This window comes from Rhodococcus sp. IEGM 1408 (assembly GCF_033142235.1).
In the GTDB taxonomy this organism is placed as follows: domain Bacteria; phylum Actinomycetota; class Actinomycetes; order Mycobacteriales; family Mycobacteriaceae; genus Dietzia.
In genome coordinates, this window is record NZ_JAWLRW010000015.1 from 1 (window position 1) to 25,724 (window position 25,724).

General features: G+C 63.0%; 17 protein-coding genes and 4 pseudogenes. 15 read left to right on the top strand and 6 right to left on the bottom strand.

Going from position 1 to position 25,724, the window contains the following annotated elements:
* Positions 1-152 precede the first annotated feature (152 nt).
* Positions 153-587: a protein-tyrosine phosphatase family protein gene (locus R4P08_RS17060; RefSeq protein ID WP_317815069.1), complete on the bottom strand. Its 435-nt coding sequence runs from the start codon at positions 585-587 to the stop codon at positions 153-155.
* Between the two features lie 184 nt (positions 588-771).
* Between R4P08_RS17060 and R4P08_RS17065 the strand changes: the two genes are divergently transcribed.
* On the top strand, positions 772-1,575 hold the full coding sequence (locus R4P08_RS17065; protein ID WP_317815070.1) for a recombinase family protein: 804 nt from the start codon (positions 772-774) through the stop codon (positions 1,573-1,575).
* A gap of 37 nt (positions 1,576-1,612) precedes the next feature.
* Here R4P08_RS17065 and R4P08_RS17070 read toward each other — a convergent pair whose 3' ends face one another.
* Positions 1,613-2,392 carry a hypothetical protein gene (locus R4P08_RS17070; protein ID WP_317815071.1) on the bottom strand — a complete coding sequence of 260 codons (780 nt, stop codon included), beginning with the start codon at positions 2,390-2,392 and terminating at the stop codon, positions 1,613-1,615.
* A gap of 280 nt (positions 2,393-2,672) precedes the next feature.
* A pseudogene (locus R4P08_RS17075) lies at positions 2,673-3,988 on the bottom strand (ISL3 family transposase).
* A gap of 205 nt (positions 3,989-4,193) precedes the next feature.
* Here R4P08_RS17075 and R4P08_RS17080 point away from each other — a divergent pair.
* From R4P08_RS17080 to R4P08_RS18575, 4 genes and pseudogenes are all read left to right on the top strand, one after another.
* Positions 4,194-6,860: an excinuclease ABC subunit UvrA gene (locus R4P08_RS17080; RefSeq protein WP_317815072.1), complete on the top strand. Its 2,667-nt coding sequence runs from the start codon at positions 4,194-4,196 to the stop codon at positions 6,858-6,860.
* Between the two features lie 420 nt (positions 6,861-7,280).
* Positions 7,281-8,590 (top strand): annotated as a pseudogene (locus R4P08_RS17085) (ISL3 family transposase).
* 113 nt (positions 8,591-8,703) lie between these two features.
* The gene (gene nhaA, locus R4P08_RS17090; protein WP_411741235.1) at positions 8,704-10,533 is read left to right on the top strand and encodes a Na+/H+ antiporter NhaA; all 1,830 of its coding nucleotides are present in this window, start codon (positions 8,704-8,706) and stop codon (positions 10,531-10,533) included.
* Between the two features lie 195 nt (positions 10,534-10,728).
* Positions 10,729-10,854 (top strand): annotated as a pseudogene (locus tag R4P08_RS18575) (Mu transposase domain-containing protein); the annotation flags it as partial.
* Positions 10,855-10,867: 13 nt separating this feature from the next.
* Here R4P08_RS18575 and R4P08_RS17095 read toward each other — a convergent pair.
* Positions 10,868-12,033 (bottom strand): IS3 family transposase gene (locus R4P08_RS17095; protein WP_317815074.1). Its coding sequence is split into 2 segments (ribosomal slippage): positions 10,868-11,746 and positions 11,749-12,033, totalling 1,164 coding nucleotides; the frame shifts between segments, so codons are not numbered across the junction.
* Positions 12,034-12,264: 231 nt separating this feature from the next.
* Here R4P08_RS17095 and R4P08_RS17100 point away from each other — a divergent pair.
* The 5 genes and pseudogenes from R4P08_RS17100 to R4P08_RS17120 all read left to right on the top strand — a co-directional run bounded on the left by R4P08_RS17100 (position 12,265) and on the right by R4P08_RS17120 (position 16,921).
* On the top strand, positions 12,265-13,431 hold the full coding sequence (locus R4P08_RS17100) for a glutathione-independent formaldehyde dehydrogenase (RefSeq protein ID WP_317815075.1): 1,167 nt from the start codon (positions 12,265-12,267) through the stop codon (positions 13,429-13,431).
* A 1-nt stretch (position 13,432) separates the two neighbouring features.
* Positions 13,433-14,014, top strand: coding sequence for a type 1 glutamine amidotransferase domain-containing protein (locus tag R4P08_RS17105; protein ID WP_317815076.1), 582 nt, complete (start codon positions 13,433-13,435; stop codon positions 14,012-14,014).
* Positions 14,011-14,313 carry a putative quinol monooxygenase gene (locus R4P08_RS17110; protein WP_110473072.1) on the top strand — a complete coding sequence of 101 codons (303 nt, stop codon included), beginning with the start codon at positions 14,011-14,013 and terminating at the stop codon, positions 14,311-14,313. Before R4P08_RS17105 ends, R4P08_RS17110 begins: the two co-directional genes overlap by 4 nt.
* Before the next feature lie 348 nt (positions 14,314-14,661).
* Positions 14,662-15,524 (top strand): annotated as a pseudogene (locus R4P08_RS17115) (IS3 family transposase); the annotation flags it as partial.
* Between the two features lie 140 nt (positions 15,525-15,664).
* Positions 15,665-16,921: an IS256 family transposase gene (locus R4P08_RS17120; protein ID WP_317815077.1), complete on the top strand. Its 1,257-nt coding sequence runs from the start codon at positions 15,665-15,667 to the stop codon at positions 16,919-16,921.
* Positions 16,922-17,577: 656 nt separating this feature from the next.
* On the opposite strand, the gene R4P08_RS17125 is transcribed toward R4P08_RS17120, so the two are convergent.
* Both R4P08_RS17125 and R4P08_RS17130 read right to left on the bottom strand, forming a co-directional pair.
* On the bottom strand, positions 17,578-17,913 hold the full coding sequence (locus tag R4P08_RS17125; RefSeq protein WP_317815078.1) for an Lsr2 family protein: 336 nt from the start codon (positions 17,911-17,913) through the stop codon (positions 17,578-17,580).
* A 451-nt stretch (positions 17,914-18,364) separates the two neighbouring features.
* Positions 18,365-19,591: a GAF domain-containing protein gene (locus R4P08_RS17130; RefSeq protein ID WP_317815079.1), complete on the bottom strand. Its 1,227-nt coding sequence runs from the start codon at positions 19,589-19,591 to the stop codon at positions 18,365-18,367.
* 275 nt (positions 19,592-19,866) lie between these two features.
* Here R4P08_RS17130 and R4P08_RS17135 point away from each other — a divergent pair, with 275 nt between their 5' ends.
* The 5 genes from R4P08_RS17135 to R4P08_RS17155 are packed head-to-tail and all read left to right on the top strand — an operon-like array spanning position 19,867 to position 24,934.
* Positions 19,867-20,295 (top strand): diol dehydratase small subunit, encoded by a 429-nt coding sequence (locus R4P08_RS17135; protein ID WP_317815080.1) that lies wholly within the window; start codon positions 19,867-19,869, stop codon positions 20,293-20,295.
* 16 nt (positions 20,296-20,311) lie between these two features.
* Positions 20,312-22,036, top strand: coding sequence for a propanediol/glycerol family dehydratase large subunit (locus tag R4P08_RS17140; protein WP_317815081.1), 1,725 nt, complete (start codon positions 20,312-20,314; stop codon positions 22,034-22,036).
* Entirely contained in the window at positions 21,996-22,652 is a 657-nt protein-coding gene (locus tag R4P08_RS17145; protein WP_317815082.1) for a propanediol/glycerol family dehydratase medium subunit, read from the top strand. Before R4P08_RS17140 ends, R4P08_RS17145 begins: the two co-directional genes overlap by 41 nt.
* 13 nt (positions 22,653-22,665) lie before the next feature.
* The gene (locus tag R4P08_RS17150) at positions 22,666-24,555 is read left to right on the top strand and encodes a diol dehydratase reactivase subunit alpha (protein WP_317815083.1); all 1,890 of its coding nucleotides are present in this window, start codon (positions 22,666-22,668) and stop codon (positions 24,553-24,555) included.
* The gene (locus R4P08_RS17155) at positions 24,548-24,934 is read left to right on the top strand and encodes a glycerol dehydratase reactivase beta/small subunit family protein (protein WP_317815084.1); all 387 of its coding nucleotides are present in this window, start codon (positions 24,548-24,550) and stop codon (positions 24,932-24,934) included. The genes R4P08_RS17150 and R4P08_RS17155 overlap by 8 nt, the downstream gene beginning before the upstream one ends.
* Positions 24,935-25,724 lie beyond the last annotated feature (790 nt).

Sequence of the window (25,724 nt, forward strand, 5' to 3'; positions counted from 1 at the left end):
CCGATAAATGTAGCAATACCCGTCGCTGGTGGGTAGATCAGAAACACAGATTCCGGGACTGGGTTCCGCTACAGACCAGGCTTCCGCCCACCTCGGCGTATCCAATTCCGGCAGACTCGGGCTCACTTGTAGCAAAAACGATCGTTTCCGGGTCAGAGTGCCAGTTGAGCCTCACGCACAAACTTGCGCTGCCAGGGGGTTTCAACCGCACGACGTCTGTAAGCAGTGCGGACCCACGCCACGGCCTCGTCGGCCGGTAAGCCGTCGTATCGGGCAAGGATGGCCAGAGCTGTTCCTGTTCGCCCTGTGCCCCCGTCGCAAGCGATTTCCACTCTCTCAGTCAAGGATCGATCGTAGGCATTTCGGAGGGCGGTCATTGCGTCCAATGGTTCTCTGGGTAGACGAAAGTCCGGCCACGCGACCCACTGCGACTGCCAGTCCTCCTGGTGCAGACGCAATGTGAGGTAGAGCCCGAAGTCGGGTGCGTCATCGTCGCCAATGGGACCGTTTCGCAGGCCGCGGCCGCGCACGAGTCGACCACTTGGGAGCGTCACTACGCCCCTTCGCTCGGCCGTCCACGGTTCCATTTCCCAATTATCTCATCGACGATCGGGCGTCAACACCGCCAAACAATGCTGCGAAATCCCGCCAAACGAAGTTGAGAGTCATACCATCGCTGCTGTGTCACAGGATCAGGTTCGATACTTATGAAACGTATTCCCGTTGGGTCTAAGATCTATTGGTACAGATTCCGGGCGAAGGGGTCTTTCGATGGCTGATCGGATCGGGACGCTCTTGAACCGTTCGGGTGATGGTGGCGAGGAGGTGCTCATCGTCAGCCGCGGGAGCGTGCGGACTCGGTTCCGTCGCCGCGACGAGTTGGGCTGGAACTTTCGGGTGGAGTCGACGGACTCGGAGAACATCATCGAGCGGAAGTCGCAGCCAAAGCCGGATCCGATGCCGGCTCGCCGGGCCTCGCGTCCTCGTGGGCAGCGGGTGGCGTACGTGCGGGTATCGACCGCGGATCAGAACGAGGCGCGTCAGCTCGAGGCGGTGGGGGAGTGCGACCGCATCTATGTGGAAAAGCAGTCCGCCCGCTCTCGCGCTGATCGCGTGAAGCTCGCCGAGTGCATCAGGTACCTGCGAGATGGTGATGAGCTGGTGGTCGCGTCGATGGATCGGCTTGCCCGTTCTCTGGTTGATCTCAAGCAGATCGTCGGCGAGATCACTGCGAAGGGCGCGAGCGTGGTGTTCGTCCATGAGCGGGCCACCTACGCTGCCGGCGCCCAGGATCCGCGAGCGGATCTGATGCTCTCGCTGCTGGGGGCGTTCGCCGAGTTCGAGCGGGCCATCATTCGCGAACGCCAGGCTGAGGGCATCGCCATCGCCAAGTCGAAAGGTAAGTACAAGGGGCGCAAGCGCGTCCTGACTGACGAGCAGATCGACAAGGCCCGTGCCCGCGTCGAAGCGGGGGAGGGGCCGTCGGCGATCGCCCGAGACCTCGGAGTGGGCCGATCGACGCTCTATCGGGCTCTCCAGAGAGCTGGCGAAGGGGCCACTCGTGTTACGCCGTAGCTAGACTGCTGGGAAGGTCGCGAAGTGTCGGAGAGCTTTACGACTCCGAGATCATGCGTACAAGCAGTTCTGCGCTCTCCGACCCCAGCGTGCCTGAGACAGCGGTGCTCAACGCATTGAGCTGAGCCCTGACCCACTCAAGGCCACGCCTAGGTCCGCGGCTCTCGATCGCCCCAATCTCCTCGAGCAGATCTTGTTTCTCGTCCGCCGGCAGGTCCGCGTCTTCAACGTGATTCCGGAACTGGCTCAGCGCCGCGAGGATGTCCTCTACCGACACCTCAGAGCCGATATGGGCAGTCATTGAGTGGCCCTGTCCGCCAATCGCCTGGTTCCCAATATGTTGGGTTCCATAGTTGTCAGCCGAAACGTTCATAGTCGTCATTCCTCCGGACAGTTGAACCTGGTCGAGACTCATCTGGTTTCTAAGGAGTCGCTGGCCCGCTGCGGTCAGACGCGCTCGGATCATTGATCCACCCCAGGCTTTGGTCCCCTCGAGGTAGCCGCCTGACTCGAGTTCCTCGACTGCCAGACTGACCTCTCGCTCGGAGAGCGACCCGGTGAAGTCCGCAGCGTTCTCACTTTTTATCAGCGCTTCTGGAGATGTCTCGGGATGGGCCGCCAACCACTCCAGGACCCGCCTTTGCGCAAGTGAAGAGCGGTAGCTTTCGCGCATCCGGTTGGCTTCTACACGGCCACGCGCAGTCAGAATGAAGTCGAACTGACCATCTAGGGTCAGGGTGGCGTGGACTAGATCGGCAAGTTGAAGCTCGCTGTAAACGGTCTCCGCGAGTGAAGGGGAAACCAGGGGCTGGTGCACGGGCAGGTGACATCTGATCTGACTTGCCCTGCCGGGCGGGCTGGAAGGATGCCAGCTGTGCCCAAGCCCTATCCCCCAGGAGTTCCGCGACGACGTTGTCCGCGTCGCCCGGAACCGTGAAGACGGTGCGACTCTCGAACAGATCGCTGCCGACTTCGGTATCCACCCGATGACCCTGAACATGTGGATCCGCAAGGCCGACGTGGAAGCCGGGATCAAACCCGGCACCACGTCGGCCGAATCGCGTGAGCTGCGCGAGGCCACACGGGCCCTTCCGGATTTAGAGTGCATTGATCCGGTCCTGAAGCTGGCCGGAGTGGATCAGTGGCCGCAAGATGTAGTGCCCCGAGGTTTCGGAAGCCCAGGGCGATTCCGCGGAGGTGTTCGAGGCGGCCATTGATGGCCTCGACCGGGCCGCCTGCAGGCGCCCACGTCGAAGTAGGCGAGGATCTCGCGATGCCGTTTCCACAGTGACCGGCCGAGCTGCGCGAGCTCCGGGAGTTCGGCGGGTACACCGGCCCGGATCGACTTGAGGAGCTTGTACATCGCGATCTTGCCCTCCCGCTTGCCGGAGGCTTCGTAGGCGGCGATGAGTCGCTGGTAGACGCCGTACGTGACCTAGCCCGCCGCGTGCGCATCGTTGGCGGTGAACGCTCTGAACAGGCGCACCTTCTGCTTGTCGGTCAGCAGCTCGGCTCGGGTGCGCAGGATGCGGCGGATCCCGTACAGCGGATCGCCCGTGCGGCCCCGGTGCCCGGTAGTGGCCTGCTGGACGCGTTGGCGGCACACGGTGAGCTTGTCGGCGGCCAGGTGCACGACGTGGAAGGGGTCCATCACCGTCCGTCCTGCCGGCACGGCCTTGGCGGCGGCGGCGTGGTAGCCGGCGAACCCGTCCATCGTGACCACCTTGACTCGGTCTCGAAACACCCGGTCACGGGCGTCGAGCCACTCGGTGAGCACCTTCGCCGAACGCCCCGGGACCATGTCCAACAGGCGAGACGGGCCGGTGCCGTCAACGACCGGGGTCAGGTCCACCAGCACGGTGACGAACGAGCTGCTGCCGTCACCGCGCACGTGCTTCCACTTGTGTTCATCGACCCCGAGGACACGGACGCCGTCGAAATCTCCGGGCTGGTCGTAGACCATGGCTCGGGTCTCAGAGGCTGCCAGGTCATTGACTAGATCCCACCCCAGCCCGAGGGCCTTCGCGACCGCGGACACGCTGGTGCGGTCGACCGCCAGACGCTGCAGAATCCAGCGGCTGCAGCGACGCGTGGTCTTGGCCCTCGGCTCGGCCAACGCCGGCATCCGCTGCTGGAAGATGCGCGTCTCGCATTCGATGTTGTCGCAGGTGAAGCGCGGTACCCGCACATGCAGTCTGGTGGGGTGACCGACGATCGGCAGATCGGTCACCTTCCGCTCGACGTGGTCGCGCAGGCACCCCGCCATCCCGCACCCGGGGCAGATCGGGTCCAGTGTGACCGGGGCGCAGAACAGGTGCGTGAACTCGTCAGCCACCGCGGCGTCGGTGATCGTCACCCCGAGCTCGACCGTGCGGCAGATGGTGTCGGCGAGCAGGCTGGCGGTAGCGCTCAAAGCGGGTCCTGGGGATGCGAAGTGCTGGTGTAGGAACTTGCATCTTCACACGCCCCAGGACCCCTACATCTGGTGCCTCACCGCATCACCGGCGAACCCCAACCACGCACTCCAAATCCGGAAGAGCCGGTAGACAGCCGCATCATCTTGCCTCCCACGGTCGATGAACCTGCTTACCACGAGACCCGCTTGGTACTGTTCCGAAATGGATCACCTTTCCTCAGTGTCCACCCACGTCCAGCCCGATGTCCGGGTGCGTGGTGCCCGCGAACACAACCTCAAGGACGTCGATCTCACGGTTCCGCGAGACGCGATGGTTGTGTTCACGGGCGTGTCCGGATCCGGGAAGTCATCCTTGGCCTTCGGCACGTTGTACGCGGAGTCGCAGCGGCGCTACTTGGAGTCAGTTGCCCCGTACGCGCGGCGACTGATCGACCAGGCGGGTGTCCCCGACGTCGACTCCATCACCGGGATGCCGCCCGCAGTCGCCTTGCAGCAGCAGCGCGGAGGGCGCAGCGCGCGCTCCTCTGTAGGCAGCATCACCACGCTGTCGAGTGTGGTTCGGATGCTCTATTCGCGAGCCGGTGAATACCCAGACGGTCAGCCGATGCTCTACGCCGAGGACTTCTCCGCGAACACCGTGCAGGGCGCGTGCCCCGAGTGCCACGGCATCGGGCGAGTGTACGCGGTGACCGAGGAGCGGATGGTTCCCGATCCCTCACTCACCATCCGGGAGCGCGCCATCGCCTCGTGGCCGACCGCCTGGCACGGCCACCAGTTGCGCGACGTGCTCGTCGCGCTCGGCTACGACGTCGACGTACCGTGGAAGGATCTGCCGAAGAAGGATCGGGACTGGATCCTCTATACCGACGAGACCCCCTTCGTTCCCGTCCACTCTCGACTCACACTCGCCGAGGCGCGCCGGGCAATCCGAGCAGGAATCGAACCGAGCTACTCGGGCACCTTCGTCGGCGCGCGGCGGTACGTGCTCGACACTTTCGCGAACACGAAGAGCGCGTCGATGAAGCGCCGCGTAGCCCAGTTCATGAGCGCGGCGGTCTGCCCGGTGTGCCATGGGAAGCGGCTCAAACCCGAAGCACTGACGGTGACGTTCGAAGGACTCGATATCGCGGACTTCTCAGCCTTGCCACTACGTGAATTGGCTGAGCTCCTCGAGTCCGTCGTCGCCGAGTCTGACCGCGAGGGCGAGACCTCCGGCGCCGTGGTAGACGTCGCGACTAGACGTGAAGCCGTCGAGCAGCGCGTTGCTGCTGGCGGCTCCGCGCACTCCGCTGCGCCGGATGTCCGTCGCACACCGAATCAGTCTGTCGAGAAGCGCGCCGCGGCAGCCCGCCTGGGCGCAGAATTACTGGACCGGCTGCGCCCCATTATCGATCTCGGACTCGGTTACCTCTCGCTAGGTCGCACTACGCCGACACTGTCCGGAGGGGAGCTACAGCGACTTCGACTCGCCACGCAGCTCACGTCGGAACTGTTCGGTGTTGTCTACGTCCTCGACGAACCGTCAGCCGGTCTCCATCCGCACGACGTCACCGCGCTGCTGGGTATCCTCGACGGGCTGAAGCAGCGCGGCAACAGCCTCTTCGTCGTGGAGCATTCCGTCGACGTCATGCGGCACGCGGACTGGCTGGTCGACATCGGCCCCGGAGCCGGGGAACGCGGCGGGCGCGTGATCTACAGCGGACCCACGGACGGGCTCGCGGAGGTCGACGAGTCGGTGACGCGCGGATACATCTTCGGGGGCAGCGGCCTTCCACCGCACCAGCCCCGTGCCGCCCACGACTGGTTGCAGCTGGAGCACGTCACGCGCAACAACCTGCGGGACGTATCTGTGGCGCTGCCGCTCGGAACGCTCACGGCTGTCACTGGCGTGTCAGGGTCGGGGAAGTCCAGCCTTGTCAGTCAAGTCCTGCCTGCCCTCATCGGCGCCAGGCAAGGGGACGCCCCTCGCGTCGAGGAGGAAAGCGCTGAGGCCGACGCCCTGCTCCTCACTGACGAGTCCGATGAACTCGGAGGGTCGGTCGAGGGCGATCTCACGACCGTCCGGCGTGTGGTGAGCATCGACCAGAAACCCATCGGCCGCACGCCCCGCTCGAACGTCGCGACCTACACAGGACTCTTCGATCATGTGCGGCGCCGGTTCGCCGAGACGTTGGAAGCTCGGACACGCGGATATAAGCCCGGTCGGTTCTCCTTCAATGTCGCAGGCGGCCGTTGCCCGACCTGTGAGGGTGAAGGCTCCGTGATGGTCGAGCTGCTCTTCCTGCCCTCGGTCTACACCGTGTGTCCCGACTGCCATGGCACCCGCTATCAATCGAGCACCCTGGAGATCACCTGGCGAGGGCGCAACATCGCGGGAATCCTCGCGATGAGCGTCGAAGAGGCTCACGAGTTCTTCGCCGGCGAGTACGACGTGATGCGCTCCCTCACCTCGCTGGTCGATGTCGGGCTCGGTTATCTGCGTTTGGGACAGCCGGCCACAGAGCTCTCCGGTGGGGAGGCGCAGCGTGTGAAGCTGGCCACCGAACTGCAACGAGCGCAGCGTGGCGACACTCTGTACGTGCTCGATGAGCCGACCTCCGGATTGCACTGTGCCGACGCAGACCGTCTAGTTACCCACCTTCAGACTCTCGTCGATGCGGGCAACACGGTCGTGATGGTGGAACTCGACATGCGTGTGGTGGGCGCAGCCGACTACGTCATCGATCTCGGGCCGGGAGCCGGTGACAACGGCGGCACAGTGGTCGCGTCCGGAACTCCAGCAGAGGTCGCCGCGTCGAGAAACAGCGCTTCGGCACCGTATCTCGCCGCCGCCCTCGCCGAGGCCGCGACGCTGACGTCAGGGGCATAACCTTCTCCCTCGAGCATGGGCCTATCGTCCCGCACCGCGTCCGTTGAGTTCGGACAGCTGCATCGGCAAACGGGCCATAATCGCTGGCCGCCGGGCTGGCACGATACGTGAGTCACCCGGCACGCCACGTGATAGACCCTGCCGATGCGCCGCGAGATTGTGGGATCAGCACCGGGATTCCCCCAGAGTTCTCGGGCCACGTTGAAAGGGACAGTTCAATGGCAAACGGAAACCGGGCCGTCGTATTCGCGAACCCGAGGGCATGCGTGCGGAATCCCTCGACTTCCCCAAACTCGAGATGCCCAATGGGGCTCTTCGCAGTTGACGGTGTAGTCGGGGTCGAGCGCGTCGGCGGCGGGTAGGGGCCGAGATCTCCCAGGATGGAGGTTCCTACGCCAGCCATCCTAGAGATACCTCGACGTGTTCCCCGCTACCTTCGCGACCCCTGACCTGACCACGTTCTGCCGCCTCGACGAGCTCGGCCTAGAAGTGGTCGGGCAGCGCCTCGAGCCAGATCGGACGGTGTTGGAGTGCCGACTGGCAGAGGCCGACCCGTGGTGCCGGGGCTGCGGCGCCGAGGGCGTTCCGCGAGGCACGGTGACGCGCCGGTTGGCGCACGAGCCGTTCGGTCACAAGCCGACGACGCTGCTGCTGCGCGTGCGCCGCTACCGCTGCTCACCGGGCGGGCGCACGTGGCGCCAAGACACCACGGCGGCGGCGCCGACGCGAGCGAAGCTGTCGCGCGGTGAACTGCGGTGGGCGCTGGAGGGGATCGTGATCGACCACCTCTCGATGGCTCGCGTCGCGGCCGGGCTGGGCGTGGCCTGGCACACGGCCAACGATGCGGTGTTGGCAGAGAGGCGGCGGCTGCTGATCGACGACCCGGCACGGCTGGAGGGCGTAACGACGCTCGGCGTTAGCGAGCACGTCTGGCGTCACACCAGGCACGGCGACAACTACGTGACGTCATCATGGACCTCACCCCGAACCGCGAGAAGACCGGCCCGGCACGCCTGCTCGATATGGTTCCTGGCCGCTCGAAGCAGGCGTTCAAGACGTGGCTCTCGGCCCGCCCGAAAGCATGGAGGGACGCGCTCACGGTGGTGGCGATGGATGGCTTCGCCGGCTTCAAGACCGCCGCCGCGGAAGAGGCGCCGGACGCGGTCGCGGTCATGGATCCGTTCCACGTCGTCCGCCTCGCCGGCGACGCGCTGGACGACTGCCGTAGGCGCGTGCAGCAGCACATCCACGGCCATCGTGGCCGCGAGGGCGATCCGCTCTACGGCGCCCGCCGCACCCTGCACACCGGGATGTGCTTCCTCACCGAATGGCAAGGCGAGCGACTGGACGCGCTGTTCGCCGACGAACGGCATAGCGCGGTCGAGGTCACGTCGGAGTTCTATCAGCGGCTCGTGACCGCCTACCGCGACCCCGACAGAGCCAAGGGGAAGCAGCTCATGCAGGCGCTCATCGATGCCATCGGCTCGCGCGTCCCGCAAGCGCTCACGGAGATCGGCAAACTCGGGCAGACACTGACACGACGAGCCACCGACGTACTCGCCTACTTCGACCGGCCCGGCACTTCGAACGGCCCGACCGAGGCGATCAACAGCCGCCTCGAGCACCTCCGCGGCTCCGCCCTCGGCTTCCGCAACCTCACCAACTACATCGCCCGATCGCTCCTCGAAACCGGAGGATTCAGACCACTGCTACACCCTCAAATGCGATGAGCCCCATAACCCGCTTCGTCTCCATTCCGCCTTGCGCGCTGCACGGTCGACACGTTTCGCCGCCGGGCGCTGCCCTTGGGTTCCGATACGCTTCCCGCATGACGAGTCGGCAGATGGAACGGCGCTTTAGTTGGCGAACGATTCGCACGGAGTCGGGTTCGGCTGTGCTCTTGGTCGTCGTCGCAGCGGCCGCCTTGCTCTGGGCGAACTCGCCACTCTCCGAGGCCTATTTCGGGCTGTGGGATGTCGAGATCGGGTTCGATGTCGGCGGGTTCGGACTGCACATGAACCTGCACCACTGGATCAACGACGGCCTCATGGTGGTCTTCTTTTTTGTCGTTGGCCTCGAGGTGCGACAGGAGTTCGCGCACGGGTCGCTCCGAGACACCAGCCGCGCGCGTCTCGCGTTGATCGCTGGCGTCGCTGGCGTGGCACTGCCCGCAGTTTTCTACATCCTGATCGTGGCCGCCGCGGGCGGCGACGGGCTCGGTGGATGGGGCGCGGTGGTCGGTACCGACACCGCGTTCCTGTTGGGTGCCCTCGCGCTAGTCGGCCCGAAACTCTCCGGCCAGTTGCGGGTGTTCCTACTCACCCTCACCGTCGTCGATGACTTCCTCGCCGTCTCCATCATCGGCTTTGTCTACAGCGACGAGATCCGGCTCGTTCCGCTGCTGATCGCAGTTGCCTGCCTCGCCGGGTTGTGGCTTCTGGGTCGTTCGCGGCAATGGAGCGCCACACCGTACGTGCTGATTGTCATTGTGCTCTGGTTCGCGACCGTTGATTCCGGAGTCCACGCCTCCCTCGCGGGCATGGTCGCAGGACTCCTTATCCCCGCCTACCCGACGCGTCGGCACAAGGTGGTCGCGGCTCGTCAGCTGTTCCGAGACTTCTGGCAGTCGCCGAGCGCGGCATCGGCCCGCGCAGTCGATCGAGGCTTGGCGCGAGGTATCTCGGTAAATGAACGCATGCACGAGGTCTTGCGCATGCCGACCGCGCTCGTCATCGTCCCGATCTTCGCCCTCGCGAACGCTGGCGTCGACCTGCGCGGCGGCCTGCTCGTCGATTCCTTCCAGTCCTCCGTGACGTGGGGAGTCATCGTGGGTCTCGTGCTCGGCAAACTTCTCGGAATCGGTCTCGCCACCTTCGTCGCTGTGAAGATTGGAGCCGGTCGGCTACCCGAGGGTGTCGGGATGGGCAGCGTGTTTGGCGGCGCGGCGCTTTCGGGGATCGGGTTCACCGTGTCGCTCCTGGTGATCGGCCTCGCGTTCGGCTCGACGTCCGACCTGGGTCGGCAAGCGACCGTCGGCGTGTTGGTCGCGATGGTGCTCGCTACCGCGCTTGGTTGGCTGATTTTCTGGGTTGCTGCGAAACGCTGGGGAGAGGAGACGGCAGATCTGCCGATGGTGCTCACACCACCCGTTGATCCTGAAGTCGACCACATCCGCGGACCAGAGGACGCCCAGCTCACGCTCGTCGAGTACATCGACTTCGAATGCGTCTATTGCGCGCACGCAACGGGTTCCTGGGAGGACCTTCGCAGCCGGTTCGGAGACGATCTCCGGTATGTCGTTCGCCAGCTGCCACATCACCCTCACGGCCCCATAGCCGCACGAGCGTCGGAGGCGGCATCGAATCAGGGGATGTTCTGGCCGTGGCTGGACTTCGTCTTCACGCGGCAAGATGCGCTCGAGCGCGAAGATCTGATCCACTACGCCGAAGAGCTGGGCCTGGATGTCGCCCAGTTCACGGCTGACCTCGATAGTGCCGCCGTGCGTGCCCGTGTGGAGCGGGATCTCGAAAGCGCCGATGCAAGCGGGGCGCACGCTACCCCGACGTTCTTCGTAGACGGCCGACGGTTGCTGGGTAGCTACGACGCTCGAACGCTCACCTCAGCCCTCGAAGCCAGCCGCCGAGGCACACGAACCCAGGAAGTGCGCTCCTAAGTCGTCAGACGTCGCGGGACCACCGTCGAGGCTCTGAACGCCGCAATCAACGAGCGCGTCGGCGAGATCAACACCGCCATCCGTCGGGCTGACGGCACCACCCGGTGGGAGCGGTTCGAATCCGACGAATACCCACTGCTGGCCGCCCTGCCCTACGACGCGTTCGCAACAGTCGAGTGAAAGCAGCTCAAAGTCGGCCGGAACTACCACGTCTCCTGCGACTCTCAGTACTACTCGGTGCCGTACACCATCTCCAGCCAGCTGCTGCGAGTCCGCCTGACCGCGCAATCGGTGACGATCTTGGGGCTGATGCACGGATAGGTGACACGGTTAGTCACGCGGCCTGAGCGGCCTCGTGGGTCATGATTGTCTCGTATTCGACGGGGGTCAATCGTCCGAGGCGGTCCTGCCGTCTACGGCGGTGGTAGGTGCGTTCGATCCAGTGCACGATAGCCGCTCGGAGCTCGTCTCTGGTGGCCCAGGCGTGTCGGTTGAGGACGTTGTTTTGCAGGAGCGAGAAGAAACTCTCCATGGCTGCGTTGTCGCCGCACGCACCGACCCGGCCCATCGAGCCGATCAGCCCGTGACGGGTGATTGCCATTTGCATCTTCTTCGAGCGAAATTGCGATCCTCTATCGCTGTGGAGGACGCAGCCGGTGACGTTGCCTCGCCTGGCAACGGCGTTGTTCAGGGCAGTCACGGCCAGGCGGGATTTCATTCTCGAGTCGATCGAATACCCGACGATTCGCCCCGAGTAGACGTCCTTGACCGCGCAGAGGTACAGCTTCCCTTCGGCCGTCCAGTGCTCGGTGATGTCGGTCAGCCACAGCTCGTTCGGGCCCTGGGCGGTGAAGTCCCGCTCGACGAGATCGTCGTGCACTGGCGGGCCGGCCTTACGGTGCCGACCCCGGCCTTTCTTGCTGATGGCGCTGGTCCAGCCGCCGGCGGAGCAGATCCGCCACGCCGTCCGCCGGCACATCCTCTCGCCTGCGGTCTCGGCTTCATCGGCGAGGTAGCGGTAGCCGAACTCCGGGTCCTCACGGTGGGCATCGAATAGAGCGTTGGCCCGGTAGGCCTCGGCTAGTTCGGCATCGGTGACCGGGTTCTTGAGCCACCGGTAGTAGGGCTGACGAGCAATTTCAAGTACCCGGCACGTTACCGCGACGGGGATCCCGTCAGCGGCGAGCTCCCACGCGGGCGGGTACCACCTTTTCCCGGCAAATTCGCCTGGGATAGGTACGCCGCCGCGCGGCGCAGGACCTCGTTCTCCTGCTCCAGCAGCCGAACGCGGCGTTTGGCCTCGCGCAGTTCCTGGGACTCCGCGGAGGTTGTGCCAGGCTTGATCCCGGCCTCCACGTCGGCCTTGCGAATCCACTTCTGCAACGTCATGGGGTGGATCCCGAAGTCAGCGGCGATCTGCTCGAGCGTCACACCGTCTTCGCGGTTCTGGGCGACGCGGACCACGTCGTCGCGGAACTCCTGGGGATAGGGCTTAGGCACAGCTGGCATCCTTCCAGGCCCGCCTCGCAGGGCAAGCCAGATCAGATGTCACCTACTCGTGCATCAGACCCTGCCTCGAGCGGTTGCCCTGTCTGGGGCGGTTGCGGTGGTGGCGTCTGTTGGGCGGCGTGAAAAGTTGCCTGATGGCCTCCATTCAGTTGACGCGGCATCGTCCCCGTGTGAGTGTGAGGAAGTCAGAGGTTTGCCAAGCACAACCATTGGAGACTCGCCATGAAGGCTGTCGTCTATCAGGGGCCCAGAGATGTCGCGGTCACGGATGTTCCGGACGCGAAGATCGAACGTCCCACCGATGTGCTGGTCAAGGTGACAACGACCAATATCTGCGGCTCGGACCTTCACATGTATGAGGGCCGTACCTCCTTCGAGCAGGGCCGCACGTTCGGCCACGAGAACATGGGGGAGGTGGTGGAGGTCGGTCAGGGCGTGGAGAAGGTCAAGGTGGGCGACCGGGTCGTGCTGCCCTTCAACATCTCGTGCGGGTTCTGCAAGAACTGCGAGCGCGGTCTCACGAATTACTGCCTGACCACGCAGCCTGACCCGTCGGCCGCCGGTGCGGCATACGGATTTGCAGACATGGGCTCGTACGGCGGAGGCCAAGCGGAGCTGCTCCGGGTCCCCTTCGGCGACCACAACGCGCTGCGCCTGGGTGAGGATGCGCAGGAGAAGGAGAACGACTACGTCATGCTCTCCGACATCTTCCCCACCGGTTACCACGCCACCGAGATGGCCGGTGTGATCCCGGGCGACAGCGTCGTGATCGCCGGGGCCGGACCGGTGGGGCTGATGGCTGCCCTGTCCGCGACGATCAAGGGGGCTGCGAAGGTCATGGTGGTCGATCGCCACCCCGACCGGCTCGCGCTGGCCGAGCAGATCGGAGCAATCGCCATCGACGACTCCAAGACTGACCCGGTGCAGGCGGTGCTGGACGAGACGATGGGGCTCGGAGCCGACCGTGGCTGCGAGTGCGTGGGCTATCAGGCCCATGATCCTCAGGGCAACGAAGACACGGCTGCCACCTTGAACATGCTCATCAACGCGGTGCGCTTCACCGGCGGAATCGGCACCGTCGGCGTGTTCGTCCCCCAGGATCCAGGTGCCAAGGACGACTTGGCCAAGCAGGGCAAGGCGGCCATCGACTTCGGCACCCACTGGTTCAAGGGGCAGACCATGGGCAACGGTCAGTGCCCGGTCAAGAAGTACAACCGCCGGCTCCGCGACCTGATCGCGGCTGACAAGGCGAAGCCGTCCTGGATCGTCTCCCACGAGATCTCGCTGGAAGAGGCCGCCGACGCCTACAGGAACTTCGACGCCAGGTCCGAGGGCTGGACCAAGGTCCTCATCAAGCCAGGTATGTCCAGCGGAAAGAAGGCGAACTGACGTGGCAGCAGATCTGCAGGGCAGGAGAGTCGCGATCCTCGCCGCGGACGGGGTCGAACGCGTCGAGCTCGAGCAACCCCGCGAGGCACTGGACCGGGCCGGAGCCCGGACAGAGATCCTCTCGGTCGGCGAGGGCGAGATCCAGGCCCGCGATAACGATCTGGATCCGGCGGGGACGTTCAGCGTCGACGGGCTGGTGGCCGAGGCCTCGGTGGCCGACTACGACGCCTTGGTGCTTCCGGGCGGGACGGTGAACCCCGACAAGCTCCGGGTCGAACAAGACGCTGTCGCCTTCGTCCGCGACTTCGTCGAGAGCGGTAAGCCAGTGGCGGCGATCTGTCACGGGCCTTGGACGTTGATCGAGGCCGGTGTGGTCACTGGTCGCACCCTGACGTCCTTCCCGAGCATCCGCACGGACCTGCGCAACGCCGGCGCCGACGTCGTTGACCAGGACGTGGTGGTCGACAAGAATCTCATCACAAGCCGCTCGCCCGATGATCTGTCGGCGTTCTGCGACGCGATCGTGTCCCAAATCGCGGGCACTTCGGTACAGGAAGAAGCACAGGAAGAGGTGTCGTCATGAGTGTGACAAAGGGACTGCTGGTCAGGTTCGACGCGTTGCCCGGGAAGGAGGACGAGGTGAGGGACTTCCTTGACAGCGGCCGTGGGCTTGTCGAGGGAGAGCAGGCCACCACCGCGTGGTTCGCGATCCGCCTCGGGCCGACCTCGTTCGGGATCTTCGACGTCTTTCCGGACGACGCCGGACGTGACGCCCACCTGTCCGGACCCGTGGCGGTAGCGCTCGGCGAAAACGCCGGCACGTTGTTCTCCGAACCCACGATCGAGAAGCTCGACGTCCTGGCTTCCAAGCTCCCCGCCTGACACCACGGATTCGGGGCACGAGACTCGAGCGGAGGGGTCGCTGCGCGGCGTCATGGGCTGACACAGCCCGCCCATGACGCGGCAGCGGCCCCTTCTCTGGGGCTTGTTGTCCGCGTACACCCTGATATGTCGGTTTGGGGACAGGATCACGTGTAGGTCGGTGTTCGGCGTTCCGAAGGTGTTTGCTGAGGTGGGTGGGCCACCCTGGGAGTCGTCTTCCGACAAGTTGACGATTTGCGCGGCTTCGCACTGCACGAATTGTCGATAGCACACCTCACTGGCCTGCTGCGGTGATCTCGGACGGTGGACCCTCCTAAAGTGAGGGGCCTACCGAAATGAGATCCAGCAGTGAGTGCATCACGCAGGCGGTTCAGCCAGGAGTTCAAGGATGAGCTGTGCCAGGAGGTCATCACGACCTCGAAGACGATCAAGGACGTCGCCGTGGCCTACGGCGTCGGCCCCGAGACGTTGCGGAACTGGTTGAACAAGTACCGCGAGACCCACGGCGGCACGGAGACCGAGGTGACGCTCGATGAGCGGGCGCGACTCAAGGAGTTGGAGCGGGAGAACTCCGAGCTCCGCGCTGAGACGGCGTTCCTGAAAAAAGCAGCGGCTTACTTCGCGCGGGAGCAGCGACCGTGAGCCGATACGAGTACATCGACTCCTGCAGGAACGACCCCGCCGAGACCAACCCGCTCTACAAGATGTGCGCCTGGCTGGCCGTCTCGACCTCGGGGTTCTACAACTGGCTCTCGCGCCCGACCTCGGCCACAGCTGCCCGCAGACAGGCGCTGACGGCCAGGGTGAGGCACTTCTTCGCCGCCACCGACGCCACATACGGGTACCGGCGGATCCACGCCGACCTGGTCGACGAGGGCACCGAGTGCTCCCCGGAGCTGGTGCGGCAGATCATGCGTTCTGAGGGCCTTATTGCCTGCCAACCGAGACCATTTCGGGTGACCACCGAGGCCGATGCCGCGGCTGCGGCCGACATGCCTGACCTTGTCGAACGCGACTTCACCGCCGATCGCGCCGGCGTCAAGTTCGTCGGAGATATTACGTACCTCCACACGTGGCAGGGGTTCGTGTACCTGGCGACCGTGATCGACTGCTACTCCAAGAAGGTCGTGGGCTGGTCGATCGCCGATCACATGCGCACCGAGCTCGTCGAGACGGCGCTGCAGAATGCTGCGGCGACGACGGTGATTGAAGGGTAAGTCCCGTGGAGTGGTGGGGTTTGGGGACCGGGGTTTCGGCTGGTGACGGAGTGGCGGCCCGCCAAGGGGGTGGGCCATCGCGTAGTGGTCAATGAGTTACCGCCAAGTAGCTCACAGTAAGGACACACCACGCGATGACCCATTCCCATTCTGGCGTACACGCCCAGCTCGATGCACTGCTGACCGCTGATCCGCAGGCGATGTTCGCCGAACTGGTCCGCGCCGGCCTGCAGGCACTAATCGAGGCCGAAGCCGCCACCAAGATCGGTGCCGACCGCTACGAGCGCGCCGAGGACCGAACGACCCACCGCAACGGCCACCGCACCAAGACGATCTCGACCCCGGTCGGAGACATCGAGGCCCGCATCCCCAAGCTGCGCTCGGGCTCGTTCTTCCCGGCACTGCTCGAGCGTCGCCGGCGGATCGATCGGGCCCTGTACGCGGTGATCATGCAGGCCTACGTGCACGGCGTATCCACGCGCGGGGTCGACGACCTGGTTCGCGCACTGGGAGTCGACACTGGTATCTCCAAGTCCGAGGTCTCCCGCATCTGCGCCGACCTCGATACCGAGGTCGAGGCGTTTCGCACCCGCACCCTGGCGCACACCCAGTTCCCGTACGTGTTCGCCGACGCCACCTTCTGCAAGGTCCGCATCGGTGCGCACGTGGTCTCCCACGCCATGGTCGTGGCCACCGGGGTCTCCGTGGACGGCACGCGTGAGGTGCTCGGCACCGCCGTCGGGGATAGCGAATCGTACGAGTTCTGGTCGGACTTCCTACGCTCGCTCAAGGCCCGCAGGCTCACCGGGGTGCACCTGGTCATCTCCGATGCCCACGCGGGCCTGAAAGGGGCCGTGGCGCAGCAGTTCGTGGGGGCTGCGTGGCAACGCTGCCGGGTGCATTTCATGCGCAACCTGCACGGAGCGGTCGCCTCCAAGCACGCTCCGGCGGTGACGGCGGCGGTCAAGACGATCTTCGCCCACACCGACCCCGCCGACGTGGCCGAGCAGTGGGACCAGGTCACCGACACCTTCGCCGCCTCGTTCCCCAAGGCCACCGCGATGATGAGGGAGGCCAAGACCGACGTGCTGGCGTTCACCGCATTCCCGCAGGCGCATTGGCAGAAGGTCTGGTCCAACAACCCGATCGAACGCCTGAACAAAGAGATCAAGCGCCGCGCCGATGTCGTGGAGATCTTCCCCAATCCCGCGGCGTTCCTGAGGCTGGCGACCTCGGTGGTGATCGACCAACACGACGAGTGGCAAGTCGGTCGCCGCTATCTCTCAGAGACCTCAATGGCCGAGCTGCGGCGCGTCATCGCCGCCAAGCAGCAAGCCCTCAACAGCGGTAGCGACTACACTCAATCAGGACTCGTTGATCACTGCGCCTGACCAGACGCCGATCCGAATCCCACCACCCCACGGGGCACTATCCTGGTCGACGGGAGCGCTGGCGAACGAAGTGATCAAAGCCGCCCGAGCACAGGGAGATTCCCGGATTGAAGCGTTCGAGGAGTGGTACCGCACCTACGGACAACCTGCTATCGACATGCGTAATGGCGTACTTCACGCCTGGCCGTACACGGCCGAGGATGGGCTCCAGGCGCTGGGGATGGGGCCACGCGTAGCCGGCAGAGCTCGGATCACCAGAGCCACCCTGGAGAGAGTTTCCGGAACGATCAGCCTGGCCTCTTGGCACCTGGACACAATCCGGTGTAGCCGCAATAACCAGAACGGACGCGGCTAGGACCAAGTAGTCCGGAGCGGGTTCGCGAACGTCACCGCTCGGCGGGCGCACGGAGGGCAACTGCCAGGGGCGGCGCGGGCCCACAGTCTCCGGGATGTGCACAGCCGCGTTCGGCGAGGACGGCAGTGCCCTCCTTGACGGCACTTGGATCAAGCGTGACGGGGCCACATGGCGACGTCTCGGTGATAGTACGTGTGCGCACGACTGCATTGGTGGCTGGAAAGATGCTGAGCGAACCCGGCCACCTTGCGAGCACGGCAATCCGGCCAGTGATTACCTTGGTCGGCGCCGTGCTGCCGAACTAGTTGGCGGCTGCGTACGCTTCCATCACTGAGGCGGGAATGCGGCCGCGGTCAGAGACGTCGTGGCCATTGGCGCGAGCCCAGTCGCGAATCGCCTTGGTGTCTCCGGATGCGGTTTTGGTCGTGGCCTTGCGCGCAGACTTGGACTTTCCGGTCACCCGCTGGCCGGCCTCGATGTACGGCGCCATGAGCTCACGGAACGTGTCAGCGTTCTCGTCGCTGAGGTCGATCGAATATTCTTTTCCATCGAATGCGAAGAAGAGAGTGTTCGCCTCGTCTCCCAGGTCAGAACCGTCGATATCATCGATGTACCGCATCTGAAAATGCTGTGCCATTGCTTCCCCCTATAGTGATGCCGTCAATGCTGAGTGACATTATGGACCAATCGGAGAAATTAGGTCCAATCACATTCCTGGCAAGCCTCAGGCGTCGATTCCGCTTGTGGTCGGCCCGGCGTCAAGGTGTCGATCAAAATCGACACGAGTTTTCGGACCCTGGTGGCCTGGCGAAACACGCTGGCACCGGGTGTGTCCCAAAACCGATCGTTATAGGATGCGCAACCTGCGTCAGGTCATGAGAGGTATTTTACCATGGGGAGAGACTTCTAAGGTGCCTGGCCCCGCGCCTCTCATGCTCAAGGAGATGAGAGACGGTAGTCGTGTTCAGCCGCGCTTCGTGCAACTGGCTCGCGCGTCATGACTTGTATGTCTGCGACCAGGGTCGCGGGCTGGTCGATCCGCTCAACGGGAAGGTTTCGTTAGAGGACCGTCAAACGCGACGTAGTGGTCACACACTGCGCAGTCTGAAATCCCTGGGGGCCTTCAACTGGGGGATGCCGAACTCGATCCTGAGCCTCTGGACTTCGCCGATCGCCATCATGCGCAGCGGTGACGACGCCGGCAGCAATCGCAAAAGATGCTCCCACATTTCAAGGTCCTCACACCCCCAGCGGGATCGCGTCCATGCCGTCAAGAGGTCAGGGTCATTGGACGCCATAATCGCGCTGCGAAGCTGGCGTTCGAGGCGATCTCGTTGTTCGTTGACGCCCGGGGCCTCCGAGTTCGGCAGCAAGGGTCCTCGGTACAGCATCACCGCGTCCCTGAGTCGGTGTTCTTCGACCGCGTTAGCCACATCAATCCAGTCGGATCGCGTTTCGACGCATAGTCGATAGGGTCGCGATTCAAGTGCGTTGGGTCCAAGAAGTGACCTCAACCTCACCATTTCAGCACGAAGCGTCGAGGGCTGAACGTCGTACTCGTACACGGCGAGGGCGAGTTGCTCGCCGGACATTCCTTCTGGATGGTCGGCGAGGACGCTCACGATGTCACTGTGCCGGCGAGACAGCCTGAGAGTCCCGTTAGGCATCTCTACTTGGCAGTCCGGTCGCCCAAGAGCCGTCAGGCGTAGCACATTTTGTACCGGTGAGGGCACGAGGAGCCCACCGTGGCGGATGCCTTGGACCATCATCAATCTGCCGATTTCCGCTTCCGCCATGCGTGCAGCCGCTCTCGTCATTGCGAGTGTCTGGGGTGATTCGACCTCTTTCCCTCCTGTGACATCCACGACGCCGATAACTCTGCCGGTGAGTGGGTCGTGGATCGGGGCCGATGCACACGACCACTTCTTGTTCTCGATGACAAAATGCTCAGACGCACTGATTTGCACTGCTGAATCAAGCCGGAGTGCGGTGCCCGGGGCGTTGGTGCCCACCGATGTCTCGTCCCATTGTGAACCCTCGACGAATCGGATGCTTTCGGCTCTTCGAACGGTGTCGCGGTCTCCGCATACCCACAGTAGAACGCCATCTGCGTCACCAATGGCCATGACGCTTTCACACGCTTCAGCGGCTCTGCCCAGCACATCGAAGAGCAGGGGGAATACGGTTGACAGGGCATGTTGCTCTCGTTGTTCGAGCAATTCAGTCCGTTCGAACAGGAACGGAACTTCGGTTGCTTCGGCGTTGACGCCAGCAGCAGCCGACCGCTCCCACGAATCAATGACCAGGTTTCTCATGTGAAGTCCGCCCCTGTTGTGCTCGCTTGGAATCCGGCCAGCCCTCTGCGGGTGTAGCGCAGCTCGAGGGCCCTCGCCGTTAGCTCTGGCTACGGTTGCTCGCCCACAGTACCTGTGTTTGAGGTCACATTGCACCGGCGTCGGCGAAGCGAGGTAGGGGTCGCGGTTGCAGCCTGCTCGCAACGTGAGGCGTGTCACAGTTTGCGTGTCTGGGGCGACGCACAGCTATCGCCTCAACCGGAATTTGATGACCCGCCGACGTGAGGGAGTTACTCATGACTGAACCACGACTCGATCCGGATGTGGATTACCCGCTGGGTGTCCACCGCCCTGAGCTGATTTTTACTCCCACCGGAAAGACGGTCGCCGACCTCACCATGGACCGAGTCATGGCTGGTGACATCGCAGCAGAGGACCTTCGGATTACGCCTGAAGTGCTGCGTCTACAGGCGGAAATTTCCGAGGAGGTTGGGCGGCCGCAGCTGGGCGCGAACCTCCGCCGTGCAGCCGAGATGACGGCTCTCTCCGACACGCGGGTTTTAGAGATCTATAACGCTTTGCGCCCGGGTGTTTCCACCCAAGAAGAGCTGCTGGCGATCGCCGAAGAGCTCGAGACAGAGTACTCGGCGGAACATTTGGCTGTGCTCGTTCGAGAAGCCGTCGACGTCTATGAACGCCGCGAGTACCTCGCGGTGCCCGAATGACCGATAGGAGCGACAAATGACTGCAACGACTAACCTGAACTCCGCAACCGCCGAATCGCAGAAGCGTCGTTCGCTTCGAACCGAGATCCTCGAGGCTCGGCCTGTCAACCTCGACGGTTTCGTCGAGGAATGGCCGGAAGTCGGCATGGTAGCGATGGACAGTGAGTTTGATCCTAAGCCCAGTGTTCGGGTGGAAAACGGCGTTATCGTCGAGATGGACGGCAAAGAACGTATCGAATTCGACTTCATCGATCAGTTCGTAGCCGATAAGTCGATCGATGTGACAGTCGCCGAGGCTGCAATGAAACTAGAACCAGCGCATATCGCTCGTATGATGGTAGACCCTAATGTGTCTCGCACGGACGTTCTAGCCGTTACTAAGGGCCTCACGCCGGCCATGCACCTCGAAGTTGCTAAGACGATGAACGTCGTCGAGATTATGATGGGTATGCAGAAGATGCGTGCTCGGCGGACTCCAGCGAACCAGGCACATTGCACTAGCGAACGCGACAACCCGCTGCAGGTCGTCTGCGACGCGGCGGAGGCTTCGCTGCGAGGGTTCGCCGAAATGGAGACCACCCTCGGTGTCGTTCGCTACGCACCTCTTGTCGCAATGGCACAGCAGATCGGCAGCCAGGTCGGAACGGGCGGACCGCTGACTCAGTGCGCGCTCGAGGAGGCTACCGAACTCGAGCTTGGGATGCGAGGCATCACTGGATACGCTGAAACGATTTCGGTATACGGCACGGAGAAAGTCTTCGTCGACGGCGCCGACACGCCTTGGTCAAAGGCATTCTTGGCCGCGGCATATGCCTCTCGCGGAATTAAAATGCGATTCACGTCGGGGACAGGTTCTGAAGTACAGATGGGTAATGCCGAGGGCAAATCCATGCTGTACCTTGAGATACGGTGCATCATGGTCGCGAAGGGCGCAGGTGTACAAGGCCTGCAGAATGGATCAGTCTCCTGCATAGGTGTGCCGGGTGCCGTCCCTGCCGGTATTCGTGCTGTCGCCGCGGAGAATCTCATCGCCGCGTGGCTCGATCTTGAGTGCGCCTCCGGAAACGACCAATCGTTCTCTCACTCGCCAATGCGGCGAATCGCCCGGATGATGCCGCAGATGCTGCCGGGAACCGACTTCATATGCTCCGGCTTCGCCGCCACGCCCAACTACGACGATATGTTCGCTGGTTCGAACATGGAGGCCGAAGACTTCGACGACTTCAACACTATTCAACGAGACATGCAAGTCGACGGCGGCCTCCGTCATGTCGACGAAGGTGAGATTCTTGAGGCTCGGGAGCGCGCAGCAAAGGCGCTTCAAGCAGTGTTTGGATACCTTGACCTGCCGCCTATTACGGACGAAGAGATCACTACCGCCGTGTACGCGAACGGGAGCAGGGATCTCATCCATCGAGATGTGCTCGAGGACCTGAAAGGTGCTCAGCAGGTAATGGATCGAAACGTGACGGGTTTGGACCTCGTCAAGGCCCTCGAATCCACTGGATTTTCCGATATCGCTGAGAACTTGCTGACCGTGTTGCGTCAACGGGTTTCGGGCGACCTATTGCAGACTTCCGCAATTTTGACGCGCGAACTTGAACCGCTGTCAGCTGTCAATGATCGGAATGACTACACTGGCCCGGCAACCGGCTATCGGCCCTCCGGTGAACGTTGGGAACAGATGAAGAAACTGCGCCATGTCACCAGCGCGTCTAACCCCGAGCAAGAACTCGGCTGAATCTGTGAGCAAGGAGCGCCAGGCTATGACCATCGATACAGCTGTTACGCAGCGGAAAATCACGTTCGAAGAAGTAGGCCCGGCCCTCCGGGGTACCCGATCTGACGAGGTGGTCCTTGCGATATCTCCCGCCTTCGGGGAATTTTTCAGCAAGACAATCGTCGACATTGCGCACGCCGATGTCATTCGTCAGCTTTTAGCCGGTATCGAGGAACAGGGCGTGTCGGTTCGTGTCATCCGAATACGACATAGTGCAGATCTGGCGCTCATTGCGCACACGGCGGCAAAGTTGTCTGGGTCCGGTATTGGAATAGGTATCCTCTCACGAGGCACAACGATGATCCATCAGCGCAATCTGCCGCGGCTGTCTAGCCTGGAATTGTTCCCGCAGTCTCCGATGATGACATTGGATACATACAGGAGCGTGGGCAGTAACGCCGCGCAATATGCGAAGGGCGAATCGCCCGCTCCAATTCCGACAAAGAATGATCCGATGGCTCGACCCAGATTTCAAGCAAAGGCGGCTCTGCTGCACTTGAAAGAAACTGAACAGATCGATAAGGGCGTCAAACCCATCGAGGTGGAATCGAAAATCTCCTCGGCGACGAGCAGTTGAGGTAAATTTAGTAATGGATCACGTAACTGGAGTTGTCGTCGGCGTTGACATCGGAAATTCCACGACGGAAGTCTGTGTCGCACGGATTGCTAGCGACGGATCGATCGACTTTTTTGGCAGCGCTCTGACTCCCACAACCGGTGTGAAAGGCACGATAAAAAACTCGAAGGGAGTCGTCGAAGCAGTATGCCGTTCGCTCCGTGATGCGCGGATTCCGCTCAGTGAAGTTGAAGCGGTACTCGTCAACGAAGCAACCCCCGTGATCAGTGGACTCGCCATGGAGACAATCACCGAAACAATCATCACCGAGTCTACAATGATTGGACATGATCCTCGCACCCCGAGTGGGTGCGGGCTGGGTATGGGCGTCACTACCCGCGTTGACGACCTCGATGAGGTCGCCGTCGATGCGGCTGTGGTGGTTGTGGTGCCTGCAGGTCGAGACTTCGAGGACACGGCAGCTTCCATTCGTGCTGCGCAGGCTCGTGGAGTCGATGTGCAGGCTGCTATTTTATGCAGTGACGATGCGGTCCTTGTGACCAATCGGTTGCTTCACTCCATCCCCGTCGTTGACGAAGTCTCTCGTATCGAAGCAGTTCCCGTCGGAATGTTGGCCGCTGTCGAAGTGGCAGCACCTGGGCGAAACATCCGAACCTTGTCTAACGCCTACGGGCTGGCTACGTTGTTCGATCTTGATCCCGACGAAACGAGAATGGTGTCGCCTGTCGCGCGAGCGCTCACCGGGAATAGATCGGCTGTAGTCGTACGCACGCCGGCCGGTGATGTGACCGACCGAAGTATCCCCGCCGGGTCGCTTGAGCTGATCGGGGAAAAGAAGCGCATCACGATCGATGTCGGAACTGGCGCGGACGCGATCATGGAGGCGGTTAACAGGGTCGCGCCTCTTTCTGACGCCATCGGCGAGTCTGGCACAAACGCCGGGGGCATGATCGCAAACGTTCGACACAGCATGGCCGAGCTCTCGAACCAATCCACTGACGACGTCCATATCCGCGACCTCCTTGCTGTCGATACCACGATCCCACAAGAAGTTCGCGGTGGGCTCGCTGGCGAGGTGGCGCTCGAGAACGCGGTGGCACTCGCTGCGATGGTGCGGACCAAGGACAGCGGGATGCAGCAAGTCGCTGACGCGATCCAACGTAATTTGACCGACGTCGGGGGCGAGAACCTCCGAGTGATTATCGGGGGTGTCGAAGCGGAGATGGCTACACGCGGAGCATTGACAACGCCCGGCACCGATAAGCCATTGGTCGTTCTCGACCTCGGTGGTGGTTCGACAGATGCTGCGCTGATCGAAATGTCCGGCGACATCACTGCGACCCATATGGCCGGTGCCGGTGACTTGGTCACTAAACTAATTTCCTCAGAGCTGGGTATCGATAATATTGAGGTTGCCGAGGAAATCAAACGGTGCCCGCTTGCTAAGGCTGAGAGCTTCTATCACATCCGACTGGAGGACGGCACGGTCCAGTTCTTCACCAAACCGCTGCCCACCAACACGTTCGCTCGAGTCGTGACGTTGAGCGAGAGTGGCCTCGAACCTATTGCCACTCGACACAGCCTCGATAAGATCAGAGATGTGCGGCGGTCGGCAAAACATCGTGTGTTCGTCGTCAACGCGCTTCGTTCTTTGGCGACTGTCTCACCGAACAGAGATTTGCGGCAGGTCGGTTTTGTCGTCCTCCTCGGCGGTTGCGCCCTCGACTTCGAAATACCGGACATGATCGCTGATGCCCTTGCGCCCTACGGAATCGTATGTGGTACTGGCAATGTTCGTGGCACGGAAGGCCCTCGTAACGCTGTTGCGTCGGGCCTCATAGCAGGCCACGTAGAGTCATTCAGATCCGAAGCCCTCACCGTGCCGGAGGCGGCGAATGCGTGAGAGTGGAAGCGTCGAGAGCCCGACCATCGTCGTGATTTGTCCTTCGCAGACTCCCCTGCTCCGTGAGGTGTTGGCTGGCATCGAAGAGGAGGGGGTACCCTACTCGACTACAGCGCTATCGGTCGCTGTGTCGCCGCCACAAGATGCTGTAGTGCTTGCGCATCATGCCGCACAACGTTCGCCACTGGATGTCGGTGTGGGAATCGATGCTTCTGGTCAAGTCTGCGTACACCATACGAAGCGTCCCGAGGCCGATCCGATCGAGCTGTCAAGGACGAACGTTGAGTTGGGCGATGCGCGGCGCTTTGGCCACAACGCCGCCCGCGTGGTAGTCGGTGTTCCATTGGACTTGGTATCGGAAGATAAATCGGTTGGCTGACTCAGCCTCGATCCACCGATGTCGAGCGTGACGCGGTGTGATTCATGGCGGAGAGCCGGCATAGGCATCCGCATGGTGATGGACATATCTGCACCGGTGGCGAGGGCGGCGCTCCTTAGACAAGAAGTATCTTTCCAAGTGGCGTCAAGTAAAAGCAGGAGGCGGACGCAGGCGCAGACGCCTCCGGGCAGTGCGAGGTCGACTTAGCGCCCGTTGCGAACCCCGCGGTTTCAGCCCGAAAACCGCTAAACACCGATGGTGGGGGCGCGAGTGGGCTCGAAATACGCGGGATGTCCTCTTGATCGCCCCCGCCGCAGCCTGGCTGCATCCGAACGCTCAACGGTGGTTCACCGATTCCGACGGCAGGAGGCTCACTGCGTCCGCAACAAGCACTTGCGGAGGCCAGAGCCTGCAACTGGAGGTCCGTCATCTCAGGCGCTGCCCGCGTCCGGGGGATCCGGCAGAATCTCCCCTCGGCAACCGGCTCACGCGACTTATCCGGCCGATGAAACCTCGAGGTTAGGGCCATCGTACGGTCTTCTTTGAGAAGTGCGGCGGGTACTTGCCAGAGCCGCTAACAGCCGCACACGATGGTCCTTCACCTACCGTCAGGCCGGGCTGGGATTACACCGCCCGAGGGGACGCCCCCGAGCCGCCGGTGATCAACTAGGGATAATTAGTGTTGGTGATCGCAATTTCTAGCGGCATTTGGCGGTCTGAACTGGAGGGTAGCCAGGTGGTTGCGGAGAACGACGAGGCGGGCCGCGCGCGCGGTCGACCCGTCGCCCAG